The organism is Secundilactobacillus odoratitofui DSM 19909 = JCM 15043 (assembly GCF_001434895.1).
In the GTDB taxonomy this organism is placed as follows: Bacteria; Bacillota; Bacilli; order Lactobacillales; family Lactobacillaceae; genus Secundilactobacillus; species Secundilactobacillus odoratitofui.
The window spans coordinates 61,123-77,741 of the sequence record NZ_AZEE01000030.1; the positions used below are offsets into that span (position 1 = coordinate 61,123).

15 protein-coding genes are annotated in these 16,619 nt (G+C 44.2%); 9 read left to right on the top strand and 6 right to left on the bottom strand.

What is annotated here, in order from left to right:
* Positions 1-615: 615 nt before the first annotated feature.
* Both FD04_RS10490 and FD04_RS10495 read left to right on the top strand, forming a co-directional pair.
* Positions 616-1,758: a YibE/F family protein gene (locus FD04_RS10490; RefSeq protein WP_056948728.1), complete on the top strand. Its 1,143-nt coding sequence runs from the start codon at positions 616-618 to the stop codon at positions 1,756-1,758.
* Positions 1,737-2,528: a YibE/F family protein gene (locus FD04_RS10495; RefSeq protein WP_056948730.1), complete on the top strand. Its 792-nt coding sequence runs from the start codon at positions 1,737-1,739 to the stop codon at positions 2,526-2,528. The genes FD04_RS10490 and FD04_RS10495 overlap by 22 nt, the downstream gene beginning before the upstream one ends.
* 31 nt (positions 2,529-2,559) lie before the next feature.
* Here FD04_RS10495 and FD04_RS10500 read toward each other — a convergent pair whose 3' ends face one another.
* From FD04_RS10500 to FD04_RS10510, 3 genes are all read right to left on the bottom strand, one after another.
* Complete coding sequence (locus tag FD04_RS10500) at positions 2,560-3,606, bottom strand: peptidoglycan recognition protein family protein (protein WP_056948731.1); 1,047 nt, start codon at positions 3,604-3,606, stop codon at positions 2,560-2,562.
* 304 nt (positions 3,607-3,910) lie between these two features.
* Positions 3,911-4,375 (bottom strand): Fur family transcriptional regulator, encoded by a 465-nt coding sequence (locus FD04_RS10505; protein WP_056948733.1) that lies wholly within the window; start codon positions 4,373-4,375, stop codon positions 3,911-3,913.
* Positions 4,376-4,473: 98 nt separating this feature from the next.
* A complete protein-coding gene (locus FD04_RS10510; protein WP_054700591.1) occupies positions 4,474-4,866 on the bottom strand; it encodes a GNAT family N-acetyltransferase in 393 nt (130 codons plus the stop codon).
* A 143-nt stretch (positions 4,867-5,009) separates the two neighbouring features.
* Here FD04_RS10510 and FD04_RS10515 point away from each other — a divergent pair, with 143 nt between their 5' ends.
* Both FD04_RS10515 and FD04_RS10520 read left to right on the top strand, forming a co-directional pair.
* Positions 5,010-6,050 (top strand): lactonase family protein, encoded by a 1,041-nt coding sequence (locus FD04_RS10515; protein ID WP_056948735.1) that lies wholly within the window; start codon positions 5,010-5,012, stop codon positions 6,048-6,050.
* Between the two features lie 202 nt (positions 6,051-6,252).
* Positions 6,253-6,534: a hypothetical protein gene (locus FD04_RS10520; protein ID WP_054700596.1), complete on the top strand. Its 282-nt coding sequence runs from the start codon at positions 6,253-6,255 to the stop codon at positions 6,532-6,534.
* Between the two features lie 796 nt (positions 6,535-7,330).
* Here the strand turns inward: FD04_RS10520 and FD04_RS10525 are convergent.
* From FD04_RS10525 to FD04_RS10535, 3 genes are read right to left on the bottom strand one after another with little or no spacing between them, the layout of a single operon-like run.
* Positions 7,331-8,230 carry a sce7725 family protein gene (locus FD04_RS10525; protein WP_054700601.1) on the bottom strand — a complete coding sequence of 300 codons (900 nt, stop codon included), beginning with the start codon at positions 8,228-8,230 and terminating at the stop codon, positions 7,331-7,333.
* A complete protein-coding gene (locus FD04_RS10530; protein ID WP_056948737.1) occupies positions 8,227-8,922 on the bottom strand; it encodes a hypothetical protein in 696 nt (231 codons plus the stop codon). The genes FD04_RS10525 and FD04_RS10530 overlap by 4 nt, the downstream gene beginning before the upstream one ends.
* Entirely contained in the window at positions 8,912-11,323 is a 2,412-nt protein-coding gene (locus FD04_RS10535) for an ATP-dependent DNA helicase (RefSeq protein ID WP_056948740.1), read from the bottom strand. The genes FD04_RS10530 and FD04_RS10535 overlap by 11 nt, the downstream gene beginning before the upstream one ends.
* A gap of 433 nt (positions 11,324-11,756) precedes the next feature.
* Here FD04_RS10535 and FD04_RS10540 point away from each other — a divergent pair, with 433 nt between their 5' ends.
* The 5 genes from FD04_RS10540 to FD04_RS10560 all read left to right on the top strand — a co-directional run bounded on the left by FD04_RS10540 (position 11,757) and on the right by FD04_RS10560 (position 16,539).
* Positions 11,757-12,701: an aspartate carbamoyltransferase catalytic subunit gene (locus FD04_RS10540; protein ID WP_054700604.1), complete on the top strand. Its 945-nt coding sequence runs from the start codon at positions 11,757-11,759 to the stop codon at positions 12,699-12,701.
* 1 nt (position 12,702) lies between these two features.
* Complete coding sequence (locus FD04_RS10545; protein ID WP_054700607.1) at positions 12,703-13,980, top strand: dihydroorotase; 1,278 nt, start codon at positions 12,703-12,705, stop codon at positions 13,978-13,980.
* Positions 13,981-14,126: 146 nt separating this feature from the next.
* Positions 14,127-14,342: a hypothetical protein gene (locus FD04_RS10550; RefSeq protein WP_156660457.1), complete on the top strand. Its 216-nt coding sequence runs from the start codon at positions 14,127-14,129 to the stop codon at positions 14,340-14,342.
* A gap of 134 nt (positions 14,343-14,476) precedes the next feature.
* Entirely contained in the window at positions 14,477-14,869 is a 393-nt protein-coding gene (locus FD04_RS10555) for a hypothetical protein (RefSeq protein ID WP_056948744.1), read from the top strand.
* Positions 14,870-15,384: 515 nt separating this feature from the next.
* A complete protein-coding gene (locus tag FD04_RS10560; protein WP_056948746.1) occupies positions 15,385-16,539 on the top strand; it encodes a 5-methyltetrahydropteroyltriglutamate--homocysteine S-methyltransferase in 1,155 nt (384 codons plus the stop codon).
* Positions 16,540-16,619 lie beyond the last annotated feature (80 nt).

Sequence of the window (16,619 nt, forward strand, 5' to 3'; positions counted from 1 at the left end):
GCCATATTCACTAGAACAGAGGATAAAATAATACCATTTGCAATGATAACGTTTCCTGAAGTGATAGTGATAGTAATGAACAACTTTCCAAATTAAAAGAGGCGGAAGACACTTGGTTTTCGTGGCTGAAGCCGGTCCCACAGTAACTGAAAAGGAGCGTTACCTGGAGTGAAGTAGCAGTGAAGGTTTAATCTAAGTAGAATCGAAAAAACGCCTCAGTCAACTAACCAATAATGGTTGTTTGACTGAGACGTTTTTACTTGCTAAGCATTCAGAATTCGAATTACTTCTTGTTCTTAAGCCATTGTTGCAAGTTTGAAATTTCTTTTTGACGCTTGGCGTCCTTCTTTTGGTTCACTGGACGACGGCCTTGTACGCCATGTGGATGTGCTTTTCTCATGTGTCTAACCCTCACTTTAAAAATATGATGTAATCAATCATTTAACTATTCTAACGCATGTAAGGGGGTGAATGCAAGTGCCGGTTGCGTAAAGTTCACTTTTGAGATAACACAGCGTTAGTTGGCGCTAAAAGTAACTGTTTTTTTAACCTTTTATCGTGACTGCATTTTAACATTCTGTTTATGATATGATGGTGTTCGACGAGGTGGAATCAATGTTAAAAAAACAGGAGCGTGCGGCTCAAAGTGGGTGGTGGTACCGCTGGTGGCCAATATTAATCGTATTAATTGGCGGATTGGCGGTACTTGGCGTTGCCCATGATGATCAGTTATATCAGACACCAATTTTAAAAATTCAGTCAACTCAAGTCGTCAGTCAGGAAAAACAATCTGATCAGTTTCAAAATGAAGATCAGCAAATTACGCAAAAACTTCACGGGACGATTACCAACGGTCAGTATCAAGGTCGGCGACTAACCGTTCCTAACACCTACATGCGTTCCCAATCAACAACCCAGGGATTTCATACCGGCCAGAAGATTTTTCTCACGCTACATCATCAAAAGGGAAAACTATCAGCGACAGTTTCAGATTATAAACGAGATGTTGCGTTAGCCTTTACGGCCTGGTTAGCGGTGAGCTTGTTACTCGTGTTGATGCGCTTCAGTGGCTTGATGGCTTTAGTAAGTGTTATCGTGAACGGCGTGTTATTCTGGTTAGCGGTTAGTTGGAATACGACGACACAAGGTGGCATTGTGTTGGTTATTTTTGGTGGCTTAGCGGTTGCCTTTGCAGCCTTGACGTTACTCATTGTCATTGGGTTTAATCAACAAATGTTGATGACGCTTTTAGCAACGGTTGGGGGTACGGCCATTTCAATCTTGATTGCGTTGGCCGTTTTTTCAGTAACGCATGAAAAGGGCGTCTATTATGAATCAATGCAATACGTGACCCAATTACCACGACCGCTATTTTTAGCTGAAACCATTTTAGGGTCGTTAGGTGCGGTCATGGACGAGTCAACCGATATTATTGCCTCTCTGATGGCACTGAAGACGGAAAAACCAGATATTTCAGCGAAACAACTATTTGCCTCTGGTCGACAAATCGGTGGCGAGATTATGGGCCCCTTAGTGAACGTCTTATTCTTCATCTTCGTTGCGGATACGTTGCCGTTAGCAGTTCTGTACCTGAAAAATGCCAACTCGTGGGGCTACACGTTTAATATGACCATGAACTTAGGTGTGATTCAGAGTCTAATCAGTGGCATTGGCATTGTGTTGACGATCCCACTTGCATGTGGCATCACGAGTTTGATGATGGGAGGTAAGTTCTCTTGGGGACGATTACGGCGTTAGGATTGTTACTATTGATTGCAATGGTTGTGGTTGGCGGCGGTCAAGGCCTACAAGCCTGGTTGAGTCTCTTGTTTAACTTTGGCGCACTCTTTTTTGCGATGGTGTTAATGGCGTTTCATTTCTCACCGGTACTGGTGACGCTGATTACCGGTGTTATGGTGCTTGCCATGACCATCTTTCTCGGCGGCAATGATTCGAATAGTACATTGGTGGCCTTTTACGCGTCAATTATTGTGTTGCTTTTACTTGTGGTGATGATTATTCCCGTTGAGCACTGGGCTCAGATTCAGGGCTTTGGCCAAGAAGATAGTGAGGACTTAGAGGGGATGTCTACAGTGTTAGGAATCAACTACCTGGATATTGCAATCTCAACCGCGATTTTAAGTACGTTGGGCGCAATCGCTGAGGCGGCAATTGCCATCGCTGCCGGTCTGGCAGAAATTTTAGCGCAGCATCCCAAAATTCCACTTAAGAATCTGCAACGGGCTGGCTTTAAGGTTGGATCACAAATTATCGGGACGACGTTTAACACGCTATTTTTTGGGTTCTTCGGTGGTTTTCTAGCGTTGTTCATCTGGTTTGCTGGTGTTCATTATTCACTGGGCCAAATTTTAAATGATAAAATTTTGGTGGGTGAGGTTTTAATGGTCCTATTCTCAATGACAGCTGTGATTATCACAATTCCGCTCACAACCTGGGCCACAGTCACGTGGGAACGACAAACCCGCCAACACGCACTTAAATTAAAAAATGAAGACACAAAAAAATGAACTCATTGTTGAGTTCATTTTTTTATCCCAATTATTTAGTTGCACTACTTGATGATGCTGTAGCAGAACTTGCAGTAGTTGCGGTAGCATCAACGTTTACAGCACCTGAGTAAGCCCAGTATTGCTTAGCGCCAGCAGCGGTACTAAAGGTGAAGCGATACCAAGTAGTCCCTTGCTTATCCTTAACACCCTTGTTGTTGATATAAATCTTCTTACCAACTGAGGCACCAACGGATGACCAACTGTACTTCTTCATGTTGGTATAAGCGTTTTTAACGTGGTTGTAGAGACGGTACTTAGTGTAGTTGCTTGAAAGGGTACCAGTGGTTGATTGTTTAGTGTAGGTAACCTTGTCAACTGAAGTTGCAGCAGTCGCGCTTGAAGTTGATGAGGCACTAGCAGAACTGAAGTCACTGTTATAATACGACGATACCAATTGATAGAATTGAACCATCGTGTAACCTTGACCAAAGTACTTCTTACCAGTGGTTGAGTAGTAACCAACTGGATCAGTGTGGTCAGAACCACCAAGGTACTTCGCAACGGCACGGTGAGACCAAACAGTTCCCTTACCATCGTAATCAGCACGGTTTGGTTTCAACCCGTATTGGTGAAGTAAGTAGGCGGTGTACCAAGCAGCGTTAGAAACTTCGTGAGCAAAAGCTGACTTACTGTGCACTTCAACTTGTTCAAACTGAACAAAGCGAGCGTTACCTGGGAACCCAACGCCCCAAGCTAAGTAGTTCGTGTTGGCGATATCAATGATGTGCGTTGCATCAACGAATGAGTGAACGAAAGCGTTGTTGTAGTTTGCTTTCATATAGGCAATTTCGTTATAAATCGTTGAATTTGGGTTAGCTGTTTCATGAACAACGACGCCCTCTGGTTTACCAACACCGTGACGATAGGCATTCTTTGGAAAACCGCTCCAAACGTTGCTGGTCACTTTAGCTGGCGTGATCTTTTGGCTGGCAATATAGCTGTTCACGGCAGAGCTGGCATGCGCTGTCGTGGTTCCGGCGGCGCCCACAGTAGCGAGGGTCAGCAGGCCGGTTAATAATAAAGGAAATTTTTTCACGTTAGTCATCTCTCTATAAACATATTTTTATGAACGGTCAATTCATTCTGAAGCTTATCTTACCGATAAAAAGCGATGATGACAAGGTCAATACTGAGTATAAAGCCTAATATTACAGCGTTAGTTGTTGCTTTAACGGCAGAAAGCAGACTTAGTTTCAATCATGTTAAATAAACGTAACAAAACTCTTAAGATTGGGCAGTTTGTTACATTTAGACGTAAATACTTGTGCTTTCAAAAAAAAACATCGAAATCGTCGAGCTGACGTTTCAATGTTTTTTTGTTGATACAAAAAGCACGCGGATTACGAAGCTAAAGTAATGCCCTTCGCTTGGCATTCTGGACAAAGTCCGTACAGCTCAATATGACTACTATTGAAGGTGTAACCGGACTGGGTCTTAGCCGTGTTCTGCAACATTTCATCAATCTGTGGGAGGTTCGGATCATAGATGTCCGTGACTTTTCCACAGTTTTCACAGATGGCGTGATAGTGAGGCCGACCAAAAAAGTCATAGCGAACGCCACCGTTTTCGTTAGGAATCTCAATAACGATGCCTAATTCCACAAAAAGGTTGAGTGTGTTATAAACGGTTGCTAAACTCAGTGAAGCCATTTGTGGTGCAAGTTCCTGGTAAATGGTTTCAACCGGTGGATGATTCTCGTGCGTCATCAAGTAATCTAGAATTAATTTACGTTGCGGGGTGATTCGTACGTGTTGTTCGCGTAACTTTTCAAGTGCCGCATCAAGCGCAGATTCGGGTTGTGACATGACCGAACCCCTCCTTTCAGATTAGAGTTGTTATTAACTAACTCTATTAAAGCACTTTTATTAGAAAGATTCCATTAAAAACAAAATGATATACCACATTAATTATGAATGTTGAGTTTGAGGTGCTGAGTACCCAATTGATTCTGGGCAAACTGGGTCATGTAGGCCTCAATTTCAGCGATTAGATCAGTTGCATCTGTCTTTACTGGTGAAACGTTTAACTCGGCATTGGTCCAACCTTCTTCGATTGGATTAAGTGAGACGATGCCGGCAAATTCGCCAGACTGTTTAAAACTCACACCCCAGGTCAAAGCTTGATCGTGCATGATGGTGCTCATAACCCGGTTAACAAAGTTGGCAGTCTGAATGATAGTTTCAGCAGGTTGCGTTTGTTGTCGCAGGGTATTAATGTCTTTGACTTTAAACTGTGTGAGCCAGTCAAGCTGATAGTGTGGCGTTTGAATTGGGTGGTAAAGCTCAAATTTTGCCATAGTAGTGCCTTCTTCTAAAAAATAAGTGATGACAAGCAGTGTAACACAAAATAAGTTCATGTCACAAGTAATCTAGCGTCTGGAATCTGATTTGTGCGTGCTATAATTAATGGGTACACAAAAAGCATAGTGGAGGATTGAACATGATTGAGACATTTTTAATCGGGACCTATACGCATAAGAGCAGTGAAGGTATCTATCAGCTAAAACTAGATACGACGGCTAAAAAATTATTTGATCTAAGCTTGATTGGCTCAGCAGGCAACCCAACTTACGTTGCTGAATCAAAAGCCCAAAAGGTGTATGCAGTCGATGCAGAATCTGAAGACGGCAAAAAAGTTGGCGGCCTAAAGATGTTTGATGGCAGTACCGAAACGCTTGGCGAACTGGGGACGACCTTAACACCGGGCTCATCACCAGCTTACGTCACGGTTGATGAAGACCGTCAGTTTGTCTATACAGCTAATTATCATACTGGCATTGTTACAGTCTATAAGATTGAAGCAGATGGTACTTTAACAACGGCAAGTACTGTGCAGCATACTGGGGCGGGTCCATTACCGGAACAGCAAGATGGGCCTCACCCGCACTTTGCTGACGTAACGCCAGATGGCCGGTTGGTCGTCTGTGATTTGGGTAACGACACCGTTTATCTTTATGATATTAGTGATGACGGTAAGCTGACTGAACATTCACGGTTTAACTGTGCACGAGGCTTTGGCCCACGTCATATCGTATTTAATACTGCTAAGCACGTTGCATACCTAGTCGGTGAATTAGGTAGTGGTGTTGCCGTTTTGGCCTATGATGAAGCTGAAGGCAAGTTGACTTTGACGCAAGCCCTTAAAACGATTCCAAAGGACTGGACGCAACATAATGGTGCAGCCGCAATTCGCTTAAGCAACGACCAACGGTTCCTTTACGTGTCCAATCGAGGTTACAATTCTTTAGCAACGTTTGCAGTTGGTGAAGATGGGCAGTTATCCTTAATTGATCAAATTTCCTCAGAAGGGGATTTCCCACGTGACTTTAATTTCAATGCTGACGAAAGTTTCGTTATTTTAGTTAACCAAAACACTGATAACGCAACGCTTTATAGTCGTAATGCTGAGACGGGTAAGCTAAGTCTCGTTCAAAAGGACGTTCACGTTCCAGAAGGTGTTTGTGTTGCACCCCGTATTTAGTAATCAATAACGAATTCTATAACAATAAATAAGATTTATCTAAGCACTCTCATTTTTAACCGCCCGGCACATCAAGGTTAAGCGAGGGTGCTTTTTTGCATCATGAGAAGTTGCTAAAAAGGGCGAAAAACCCCTATAAAAGGCAATTGAAAGCGTTACAATGAAATTGAAATCAAACAAATAATGTAAGGAGTGAGTTAGCATGATGAATCGAATTAACCTTCAGTTGGTGGCGATGGGACGACAAATGACCAAGGGGCAGTTCCTAATATTACTGTTGAATGGTGCGACCTTCTTAACCTTGATTTTGGGCTCATCGAACTTCCTCTTTGCCCTTATGATTTTTACTAGCTTGATGCTACTCAATGGTCACTTTATTGTGTACGCTTCGACAGTACGCGCAAGCTATCTGCAACGGTTGGACCTTTGGTTGATTGGTTTAACCTTGGTGGCCGGTTACTTCAAGCTTATGGCTGGTATGTAGTTCCAGCCTTCACTAAACAGTGTCAGGAATCACTTAGCGGTGACCTAAAGAAATAATAAGAGCGTTCCTAAACTCAGTTTGAATTTAGGGACGCTCTTTAATGACGTATGAGAATTAAATTACTGAGGCTGCCGTCTCCAGTTACCAGAAATCGGGGGCTTGCCGTGGGGTCGGTTCGAGCCGAAGAGCGGTCTCGAACCTCGAATTGAAGACCCGCCAAAGGCCGTGCGGGTCTTCAATTCGTCCCTGCCTGGTGGCAAAGTCCCACCAGGCATTTCACCGCAAGCCCCCGATTTCTGGTAACTTCCGACTAAGTGTGTTGTAACATGTCACAGTTATTTAATATTAAATAAAGCTAATGATTCAGGATACTCACTTGATACGCAGAAAACTACTATAAGTAAAAAAATTGAATGACAAAAACAGCTGTAATGGGATCAGTTAGCCGACCCATCATTACAACTGTTATTTTTTAGTGTGTTGATGAAAAAGTTAGTTGCTCACTTGAGCATGAAATCAAGTATAATTCCAATTTTAGCCAAAATGAAGCCGTAGTGCTAGTGGTCGATTGAAACCTGTGGTGGCGGTGATACCAGGTGGTTTTCCTGGGATCACGGGACGACGTTTGAGACTCACAACGATTCTTGGTGAGGCTCAAATGCGAGGGTCGAGACCGCTTTTCGGCTCGACCCGGTCCCCACTTCAGGTTTCAATCGGCCACTGGCCGGAGGCTGTGAGTTAACAAGGACTTAACATTTCTAAAAGTTGAGTGTCAGATTAATCAACTACCGGTAAGTCACGCATTTCCTTCGCACTGCATATACCGACTCATAATCGTCAAATGGTGTTGAATCGTGAGCGACTTCAACACGCCCATCCCCGGAAAATGATGCTCGTCGGCTAATTGTAAAAGTTGTGCGGTAGCCGGCGTTTGATTCACAGGTGAAAGGGTGTTGATCCAGGCAACTGCTTTGGCCAATGCCTCAAAGTATTTTTCACGTTGATGCTTAAAGTCTTCATGTTGGTCTGAAACAAAGTGACGGATGCGAATCTGCTGGTTGGATAAATAAATTAAATGCAGCGTGACTGTCCGACTAGCATGGCCACGCTCGAAGTAGGGCGCTCCTTGGGTGAGATAATCGCTGAAGCCTGTTTCACCATACTGCTCAGCAAATTGCCAATCATTGCTAAAGAAGCTATCGGTCAATCGGGAAAAATCAGCGCTATGATCAGGTACTTGGTAGTGATCAAATAAGTGGCCAAAGTTACGGCCAGCTAACAATCGGCGAATTCTTGCTTCAGGTGGTGCAAGGATTGTGGCGGAATTTGGTAACCAATCATGATCGATAAATAGTTTTAAATCAGCGTAGTGTTGAACAATGACCAGACTATTTTCAAGTTGTTCCGATGGCAAAAGTGGCGTCAAAATGTAGGCTGGTTTGATTTCGGAAAAGCGAAACAGGTCATCGATTGGGTACCGCTTGGCTGCCTGGTAGTTATAGTGATCAACCTGTGGATTTTTAATGACGGCTAACGATTGCCCGTTTTGATGCGCACGGGACAATAATTTTGGTAATGCTGGTACGTCACGAACTGGTTCTATGATTGGCACCACGTTAGGCGTTGCCGTTTCAGTAAAAGTTGATAGGGCGGCTAAGTCAAACTGGCGACCGCGAAGATAGGGGTAGTAGATCATTTTGGTGCCCCTTTAGTTAATTGTTGTTGTAGTTTAGCAATTTCAAAATTCAGCGCATCAACTTCCTCTTGCAGTGCAGTGACCGCACTACTCCTAGTTTCGTCGATAAAGCGAGCGTAAAAATTATCAGCCGGGTTGTAGATGTCATAATGTTGATGCCGTTTTTTGAGTTCTTTATAGAGTCGTTCAGTGCCGTATTGACTAATACCCGTTTCAACGCGCTTAGCCTTGCGCACTTCACGGGCCAGTGAATATAAAAAGTGGTCCATTAACGCCGTTTCGTCTAACGCGAGCTCTTGATAGCGTGGCTTTTTTTCAACAGTTAGGTAACCGGGGGCCAAAACGGGCTCTGTTGCCGTGGCTAACTGCGCTTCATCGTAAGCCTGATAACTGAGAACGCCAATTTCAGCGGGAATTTCTGCCGCCAATTCATGGTAGAGCGCCAGTGGCAATACGAAGTAGTTATAGTTTCCAATGAAGGATAACTTCGCTTTTGAATGAAAATCACTCTTCGTGACCTTAAGTTCGTAACAACGCCAGTCAGTTTTGCCATCTGGTAGTCGCTGGTAACTCAAGGTATCAACGATGCCTTGATCATCAGGCATGGTCACTTCTTCGACCACCACATTACCAGCTTCTAAACACGTTTCATAAAGTGTTTTTTCCATTTCAAGGGTTAGCTTAGTCTTCATGGGTAGCCTCCTTAGATTGTGAGTTGGTTGAGATAGTATGCCAAAATGTTTCGATAGTTGGTGCGAGTTCAGTTTCTTGACGAAGGACACGGTGGTACTGCCAGTGTGGCGGAAAATAACGCGTATAGCGCGGTGTGGCAAATCGCTGGTCCATCAATAGCACCACACCAACGTCATTTGTACTACGGATCAAGCGACCGGCTGCCTGAAAGACGTGGTTGAGACCGGGCAATTGGTAGGCGTATTCAAATCCGGGTTCATTTTGAGCGTCAAAATAGTCGCGCAATAGGTCATTTTCGGTGCTTAGTCCTGGTAACCCAACACTCACAATGCCAACACCAATCAGCCGATCGGCCGTCAAATCGATTCCTTCAGAAAACAAGCCACCAAGAATTGCAAAACCAACCAAACTGTGGTTGGGGTGGGGTTGAAAGGCTGCCAAAAACTCGTTACGATCCGGTTCAGTCATTTTTGCGGTCTGAACCACTGTTGCAATGTCGGGATAGGCGGTTTGAAACGCCAGACTGACAGTACTTAAGAAGCTGTATGAAGGTAAAAAGATCAGATAGTTGCCAGTTTTGCCGTTCACTAATGTCTTAATACTGGTAATAATTTTGACCAGATTTGCGTCACGCTGACGATACGTTGTGTTGATGTAATTTGTCACTAAGATGGTTTGGTGTTTTGGTGGAAAAGGCGAGGGCAGCTGGTAGCATAAACTGTCTTCATTGCCGCCTAACACGCGTTGGTAGTAGTCTAGCGGTGAAAAAGTTGCCGAAAAAAGGACAGCACCACGCCCCTTTTCTAAACAATCATGTAGAAATGCACTGGGGTCTAAACAGAGTTGCTTAAAAACAATATCGCGGTCAGGATCATCACCAATCGTAATTTTGGTCCGGTAGGTATCGTCATAAAAATCGGCAATTTTAAGATAGCTTAAACAACTGAAATAATAGTCAAGTACGGCCTTGGTAAAGTCGGTTTGAGGTCGCTTTTCAGCACCAAGCCAATCGCTGATGTGTTCGGCCAGTTGATTAACGGCTTTATTGAAGCCATCCGCGGAGGCGTTGAAGACACTTTCGTGGTCCTTGCTCTCAAGTAAGGGACCAGCAAACTTAAAAAACGCCTTTCGTAACGATCGAAACGATCGTAGTAAGGTCGTTGAGCCTTCACTTTGATGCTTAGTTTCGGCAATCAGATCAGTGAGTGGTCCAAGCGTCAGGCTGGTTGAATACATATCACGAGAACGGCTCACAAGGTTGTGGGCTTCATCAACCAAAAAGAAGTTGTCATCGTCATGATCAACGGCAAAAAAACGTTGCAAGTAAACTTGTGGATCGAATAAGTAGTTATAATCGCAGATGATCACATCGCAAAAAAGACTGACGTCCAGTGAAAATTCAAAGGGGTCCACTTGGTGTTTTCGAGCGTAAGTTTCAATAGTTGATCGCGTAATGGCCGTTTCAGAAGTTAAGATATCCTTCAACGCCGGCTTTAGTCGGTCATAATACCCCACCATGTAGGGGTTGTCTTCCGGTGCAAGGTCAACCTCTTCAGGAAAGGTAATGGTGTCTTTAGCTGTCAGTGTAATGCTGCGCATCACGAGTCCTTGCTCACCTAGCAGTGAAAGGGCCTGTTCTGCAACACGACGGGTACTTTGTTTGGCGGTCAAATAAAACAGCCGTTGAATCTGGTTTTCGCCCATGGCTTTAATACAGGGAAAGACAGTTGAAATGGTTTTTCCCGTTCCCGTTGGTGCCTCAATGAAGAGCTGCTTTTTTAAACGGAGCGTTTTGTAGACTGAAACGGCGAGTTCACGTTGACCGGTTCGATAGTGGTCAAATGGAAAAGCTAGTGTGGCAATCGAGGTGTTACGACTTTGACGTAGATCGGCTTGCAATTGCAACCAAATTTCATATTCAGTGACAACATCGTCAAAAAAAGTCGTCGCCTCCGCTAAACTTAGTGTGAGTTTACGAGTCGTGACTTCTTCGGTGGGTCGACGATAATAAGTAAGCTGTAAGGTCACTTGTTCAAGGTGTTCATCGGTCATCAAAATGTAGCCGTACATCTTGGCCTGACCCCAGTACAGTGTGAGCGTATTTTCGGATAAATCCTCAAAGGCGGCATCCGAAGTTTTGATTTCTTCAATGAGGGTGTCCGAGTCCGCCAGAATAACACCATCAGCACGCCCATGGACCAGGTAGGTTTTCCCGGCTAACGTGACTTGATGTTCCAAACTATATTCTTTTTGGTAGTGCTCTCCCCGTGATTTTTGGAGCATTCGGTGAATTCTAGCACCTTCCATCGCAGTATTGGTGCTATTCATACTGGCGTTTAAGTCACCAGAGCGTAAGGTGAATTCGACGAGTTCCCGAATCCCGAGCTTTGTTATGGTCATGTTATCGTCCTTTGGTTAATTGCTGAGGTACATTATAACATTCCTTGCCGGCCGATTCAGTAATCGATGCATGTGAGAAGCAACTACTGCAGTTGACCGGTAATGAGGACAATTTAACGGATGACGGGTAAAAATCGCATGCCAAAATGATTAAATTCAAAAATGACTTGTGTTTTTAAATGAATGCAGGTATGATGATTCCAATGAAACCTTTAACAATTAGTCCTGTGAGGCTAAGAAGGATCGTTGAAAGTACTAGACTTGTTCTAGTCTTTAGTGAACCTCTCTACCCACAGGCGGTAGAGAGGTTTTTTGTACACTGACGATTTAATTGTCTCCCGTGAGAGCAAAACGTCCAAAGGTAAGTTTTTGACCTAACAGGCGCGCTTTGCAAACACGGCAAGGCGCGTTTATTTTTAGGAGGATACTTACTATGATGGAAACCACCAAGCCGTTAAGTTACGCAAACGTACTCAGTATGAAGGATTTAAGTGCCGAAGAAGTAATGGCCTTTATCCGTGAAGCACAACAATTCAAAGCTGGTAAGCAAATTGAGTTAACTCGTCCAGTTTATGCAGCCAATTTATTCTTTGAAAACAGTACTCGAACCCACACCAGTTTTGAAATGGCTGAACGAAAACTAGGACTGCAGGTTGTTGATTTTAACCCATCAACCAGTTCGGTGAACAAGGGTGAATCAATGGGCGATACCGTTAAAACCCTGCAAGCAATCGGTGTTGACGTTGTCGCAATTCGCGATAAGCATAATGAATACTACAATGAGTTAGTTAATGACCGTCACATTCATTTGAGCATTGCTAACGGTGGTGACGGTTCAGGTGAACACCCATCACAATCGTTGCTTGATATGATGACCATTTACGAAGAATTCGGTTTCTTCGAGGGGTTAAAAGTGGCAATCGTCGGTGACCTGTCACACTCCCGCGTTGCTCGCTCGAACATGGAAGTTTTGAATAAGCTGGGTGCGCAAGTTTACTTTGGTGGCCCTAAGAAGTGGTTTGATGAACGCTTCGAAGCTTATGGGACGTGGTTACCAGTCGATGAACTGGTTGAACGAATGGACGTCATGATGTTTTTGCGCGTTCAACACGAACGGTTAGACGCGTCTGAAAACCAAGACTTTACAGCGGACAAGTACAACGCACAGTACGGCTTAACCCCTGAACGTGAAGCACGCATGCAAGAACACGCCATCATCATGCACCCAGCACCAGTTAACCGGGACGTTGAAATTGCGGATAGTTTAGTGGAATGTGATCGTTCCCGAATTTTCCAACAGATGGCTAACGGTGTCTTTATCCGCATGGCCATCATGACCAGTATGCTGCGTTACCAAGGGCTCGTGGAAGAGGACTAACATGAAACGACTGATAAAAAATGGCCAATTACTTGTCGACGGACAATTGAAAGTTCAAGATCTTCTAATTGAAGATGGCAAAATTGCGGCAATCGGTACGATTTCTAGTTCGGAAGTTGCGGTTAACCAGATTTATAATGCACAGGGGTTATTTGTCAGTCCGGGTTTAATTGATGTGCATGTGCACTATCGTGAGCCTGGTCAAACGGACAAAGAAACCATTAAAACTGGCAGTCAGGCGGCAGCTCACGGTGGCTTTACAACAGTTGCCGCCATGCCTAACGTCGTACCGACACCAGATACGCCGGAACGGATGGCTAACATGCTGGCTAAAAATCAGCAGGATGGGGCCGTTCATATCCTGCAATATGCCACCATTACGACTGACCGTGGCGGTGATCAGCTCGTCGATATGCCGGCAATGAAAACAGCTGGGGCCTTTGCCTTTAGCAACGATGGCAATGGTGTGCAGACCAGTGCCACAATGTATGAAGCCATGCAGCAGGCGGCTGACCTTGGTATGGCCGTGGTTGCACACGCTGAAGATGATAGTTTAAAGTATGGCGGCGTTATGCATGAGGGCGCAGTTTCTAAGCGACTTGGATTACCAGGTATTCCTAGCGTTAGCGAGACGGCGCAAGTTGCTCGAGACGTCGTACTTGCGGCTGCTACCGGTGCACATTATCATGTCTGTCACGTTAGTTCAGCTGCCACTGTTCAAGTGATTCGTGCCGCTAAACAGGCTGGTGTTAACGTGACCGCTGAGGTGTCGCCACACCACTTATTATTAAGTGATGAGGCGATTACGACGGACAATGCCATGCTGAAAATGAATCCGCCACTGGGCAGTGAACAGGATCGCCAGGCGGTAATTGCGGGCTTGCTGGATGGGACAATCGATATGATTGCAACGGATCATGCCCCTCATACGGATGCAGAAAAGGCACAATCCATGTTAAAAGCACCGTTTGGCATTACTGGCAGTGAGACGGCCTTTGCTATGCTATACACTCGGTTCGTGAAGACGGGACAGTTCAGTCTCGCTCAGTTGATCAACTGGATGGCAGTTCAACCTGCACGGGTATTCAAGTTAACGACGATTGGCGCCTTGAAAGTTGGCGCACCAGCAGACCTAGCTATTTTTGATCTCACAACCCCAACCACAATTCAAAAGGATCAATTTTTGTCCAAGGGCAATAATTCACCGTTCATTGGTGAAACGGTGTATGGTCAAACGAAATTGACATTGGTAGATGGTGAAACAGCCTATCAGGCGTAGTATCATCAACAACGTTGTTATTCATAAAGTCTGAAATTACCGCCTTAGGTTATTTCAGACTTTTTTGTATGTCAACTGAACGAAACCTGCTTGTTGAATTTGAACGACAGTGGCAATGACGTATAATCTTGAATGGAAGGGGAGATATGATGATGATAGCAGCTGAATTAACTGCACTTAAGCCAATCCTAGCAGCCTATAACGTAACCTTGGAAACCGATGGTACGCAAATTACGAAGGTGAACGCACACGAAGCCCAACTTGATGCAGTTGACTATATGTCAGACCAGTTGATCAAAGTAATCTTAGAGATCATTGGGGCCGATGTTAGGGCGGCGTTGTTTAAAAAAATGCACGCCTAATGTGACATTTAGATGTCAAATATTTCAAAAAATGAATTATCGTTAACGTGATTGAGATAGCCATGTTATCTTTAGCCGTTATACTAATCTCTGAATCTTACGGATAAATTAGATATTTCAGGGAGAATGATTTCATGTCAGTTAAAAATTGGGTGACGGGGCTCTGTGTCGCCGTTTCAATCATTGCAGGCGTCAACGGTGTTTCGACAACCAATGCAGCTGCCAAAGCCAAAAAATATAACCCAAAAGCAGATGCTATCATGAGTGTGTCTGCGTTCAAACGAATGGGACGCGTCCATTACCATAAACGGGTCTTTACTTACTACTCACCAAACGGGTCCCACATTTACGGTTTGGGTGCGTACACTTCTGACGGAACTTATACGTTAAACGGTCGGGATAAGAATGGCTATTTGATTTTAGCGAATAATAAAAAATTTGGCACCAAAATTAAGACACCACTTGGCGTCGGTGTTGTGCATGACCGTGGAACCTATGGCGGCCATTACGATATCGTCGTTAAATAGCGTTATGAAACCGTCTAAGCTTTGAACTTAAACGGTTTTTTAGTAAGTTTATGTATCAATCGTAGTGATGATGTGGAGTTAAACTTGTTTGGGACTGCGAATTACCCGAATTTTTGCCTTAAATGAAAATTTAGGTTGACAGTATGATAATCAGCGAATATAATCTAATTTAAATTTAATTAATCGTTAATAAATTGCGTTGATGAGAAGAGTAGTTCTGTTGATGACTTACTAGAGAGCTGTCAGGGTGGAAAGCAGCAGTCAAAGACTGAACGAAGATGAGCTCAGAGCAGGAGTGAGGTTCACGCTTCATTCCCGGTTGCCACCGATAATTGGCCGGGTATCAACAGGTACCTTGAGGCATCAGTTGTGAAACTGGTGCGAACTAGGGTGGTAACGCGAAACTTCGCCCCTATGTCGTTAAGTCGACTAGGGGCGAAGTTTTTTTATGCTTTTATCATGCAAAAGCAGTTAGCGATTAATTCGATCAATAAATCAATTAAGGGGTTTTTACAATGAGCGAAAAAACAGCAGTCAAATTTAGTCAACGTACAACTTCTCCATTCCGGTATGACGTCGTCGGTAGTTTCTTACGGCCAGAATCTTTAAAGCAAGCACGGGAACAATTTGCTGCCAATGAGATTAACGCCGTGGAGCTGAAAGCCGTAGAAGACCAAGCGATTATTGAATTACTTCGAAATGAAGAAAAGGCTGGCTTGAAGGCCGTTACTGATGGCGAATTTCGTCGTAGCTGGTGGCATCTAGACTTTTTCTGGGGGCTTCAAGGGGTTGAAAAAACGGCTCTTAATAATGGTTACGTATTCCACGATGAAGAAACTCGTGCTGAAAGTGCTCGTCTGACTGGGCAATTGAGCGGTGCCAACCACCCGTTTGTTGAACACTTTAAGTTTACCTTAGCACATGCGAACGATGACGTGGTGGTTAAGCAGACGATTCCAGCACCAGCCCAATTTTTAGCTGAGTTGCAACGTCCTGAAAACCTTAGTGCAACGCAAGCCCAATATCCAACTGACGATGAATTGATTGAAGGCATCGCGGCCGCCTATCACCAAGTTATTTTAGATCTCTACAAGGCTGGTTGTCGCAACGTCCAATTAGATGATTGTACTTGGGGTATGTTAGTAAGTCACCATGACGGTGCACGCCCTGGTGATGAAACACCCGCTGAAGAAAAATTAGCTATTTTAAAGCAACAATATGTCACGGTTAATAACAAGGCCATTGCTGATTTACCAGCGGACCTCACTGTGAACACGCATATTTGCCGCGGCAATTACCATTCAACCTGGGCCTCAGCTGGTGGTTATGAGACCGTAGCTGATCCTTTGTTTAACCAAGAAAACGTCTCCGCATATTTCTTAGAATATGACAGCGAACGTGCTGGTGGCTTTGAACCATTAAAGAAGGTTTCAACTGATAAATTGGTGGTCTTAGGCTTAGTGACTTCCAAGACCGGCGAATTAGAGGCACCACAAACCATTATCGATCGAATCCATGAGGCTGGTAAGTACGTGCCATTAGACCGATTGTGCTTAAGCACCCAATGTGGATTTGCTTCCACTGAAGAGGGTAATATCTTAACCGAAGAACAACAATGGGCTAAAATTGCACTCGTTAAAGACGTGGCTAATCAAGTATGGGGTGCATAGCACCAAACTGTTGACTAACAAAAAACACTCGTCAAAACTGCATTATGCAGTACTTTGACGAGTGTTTTTGTGTCTGATTT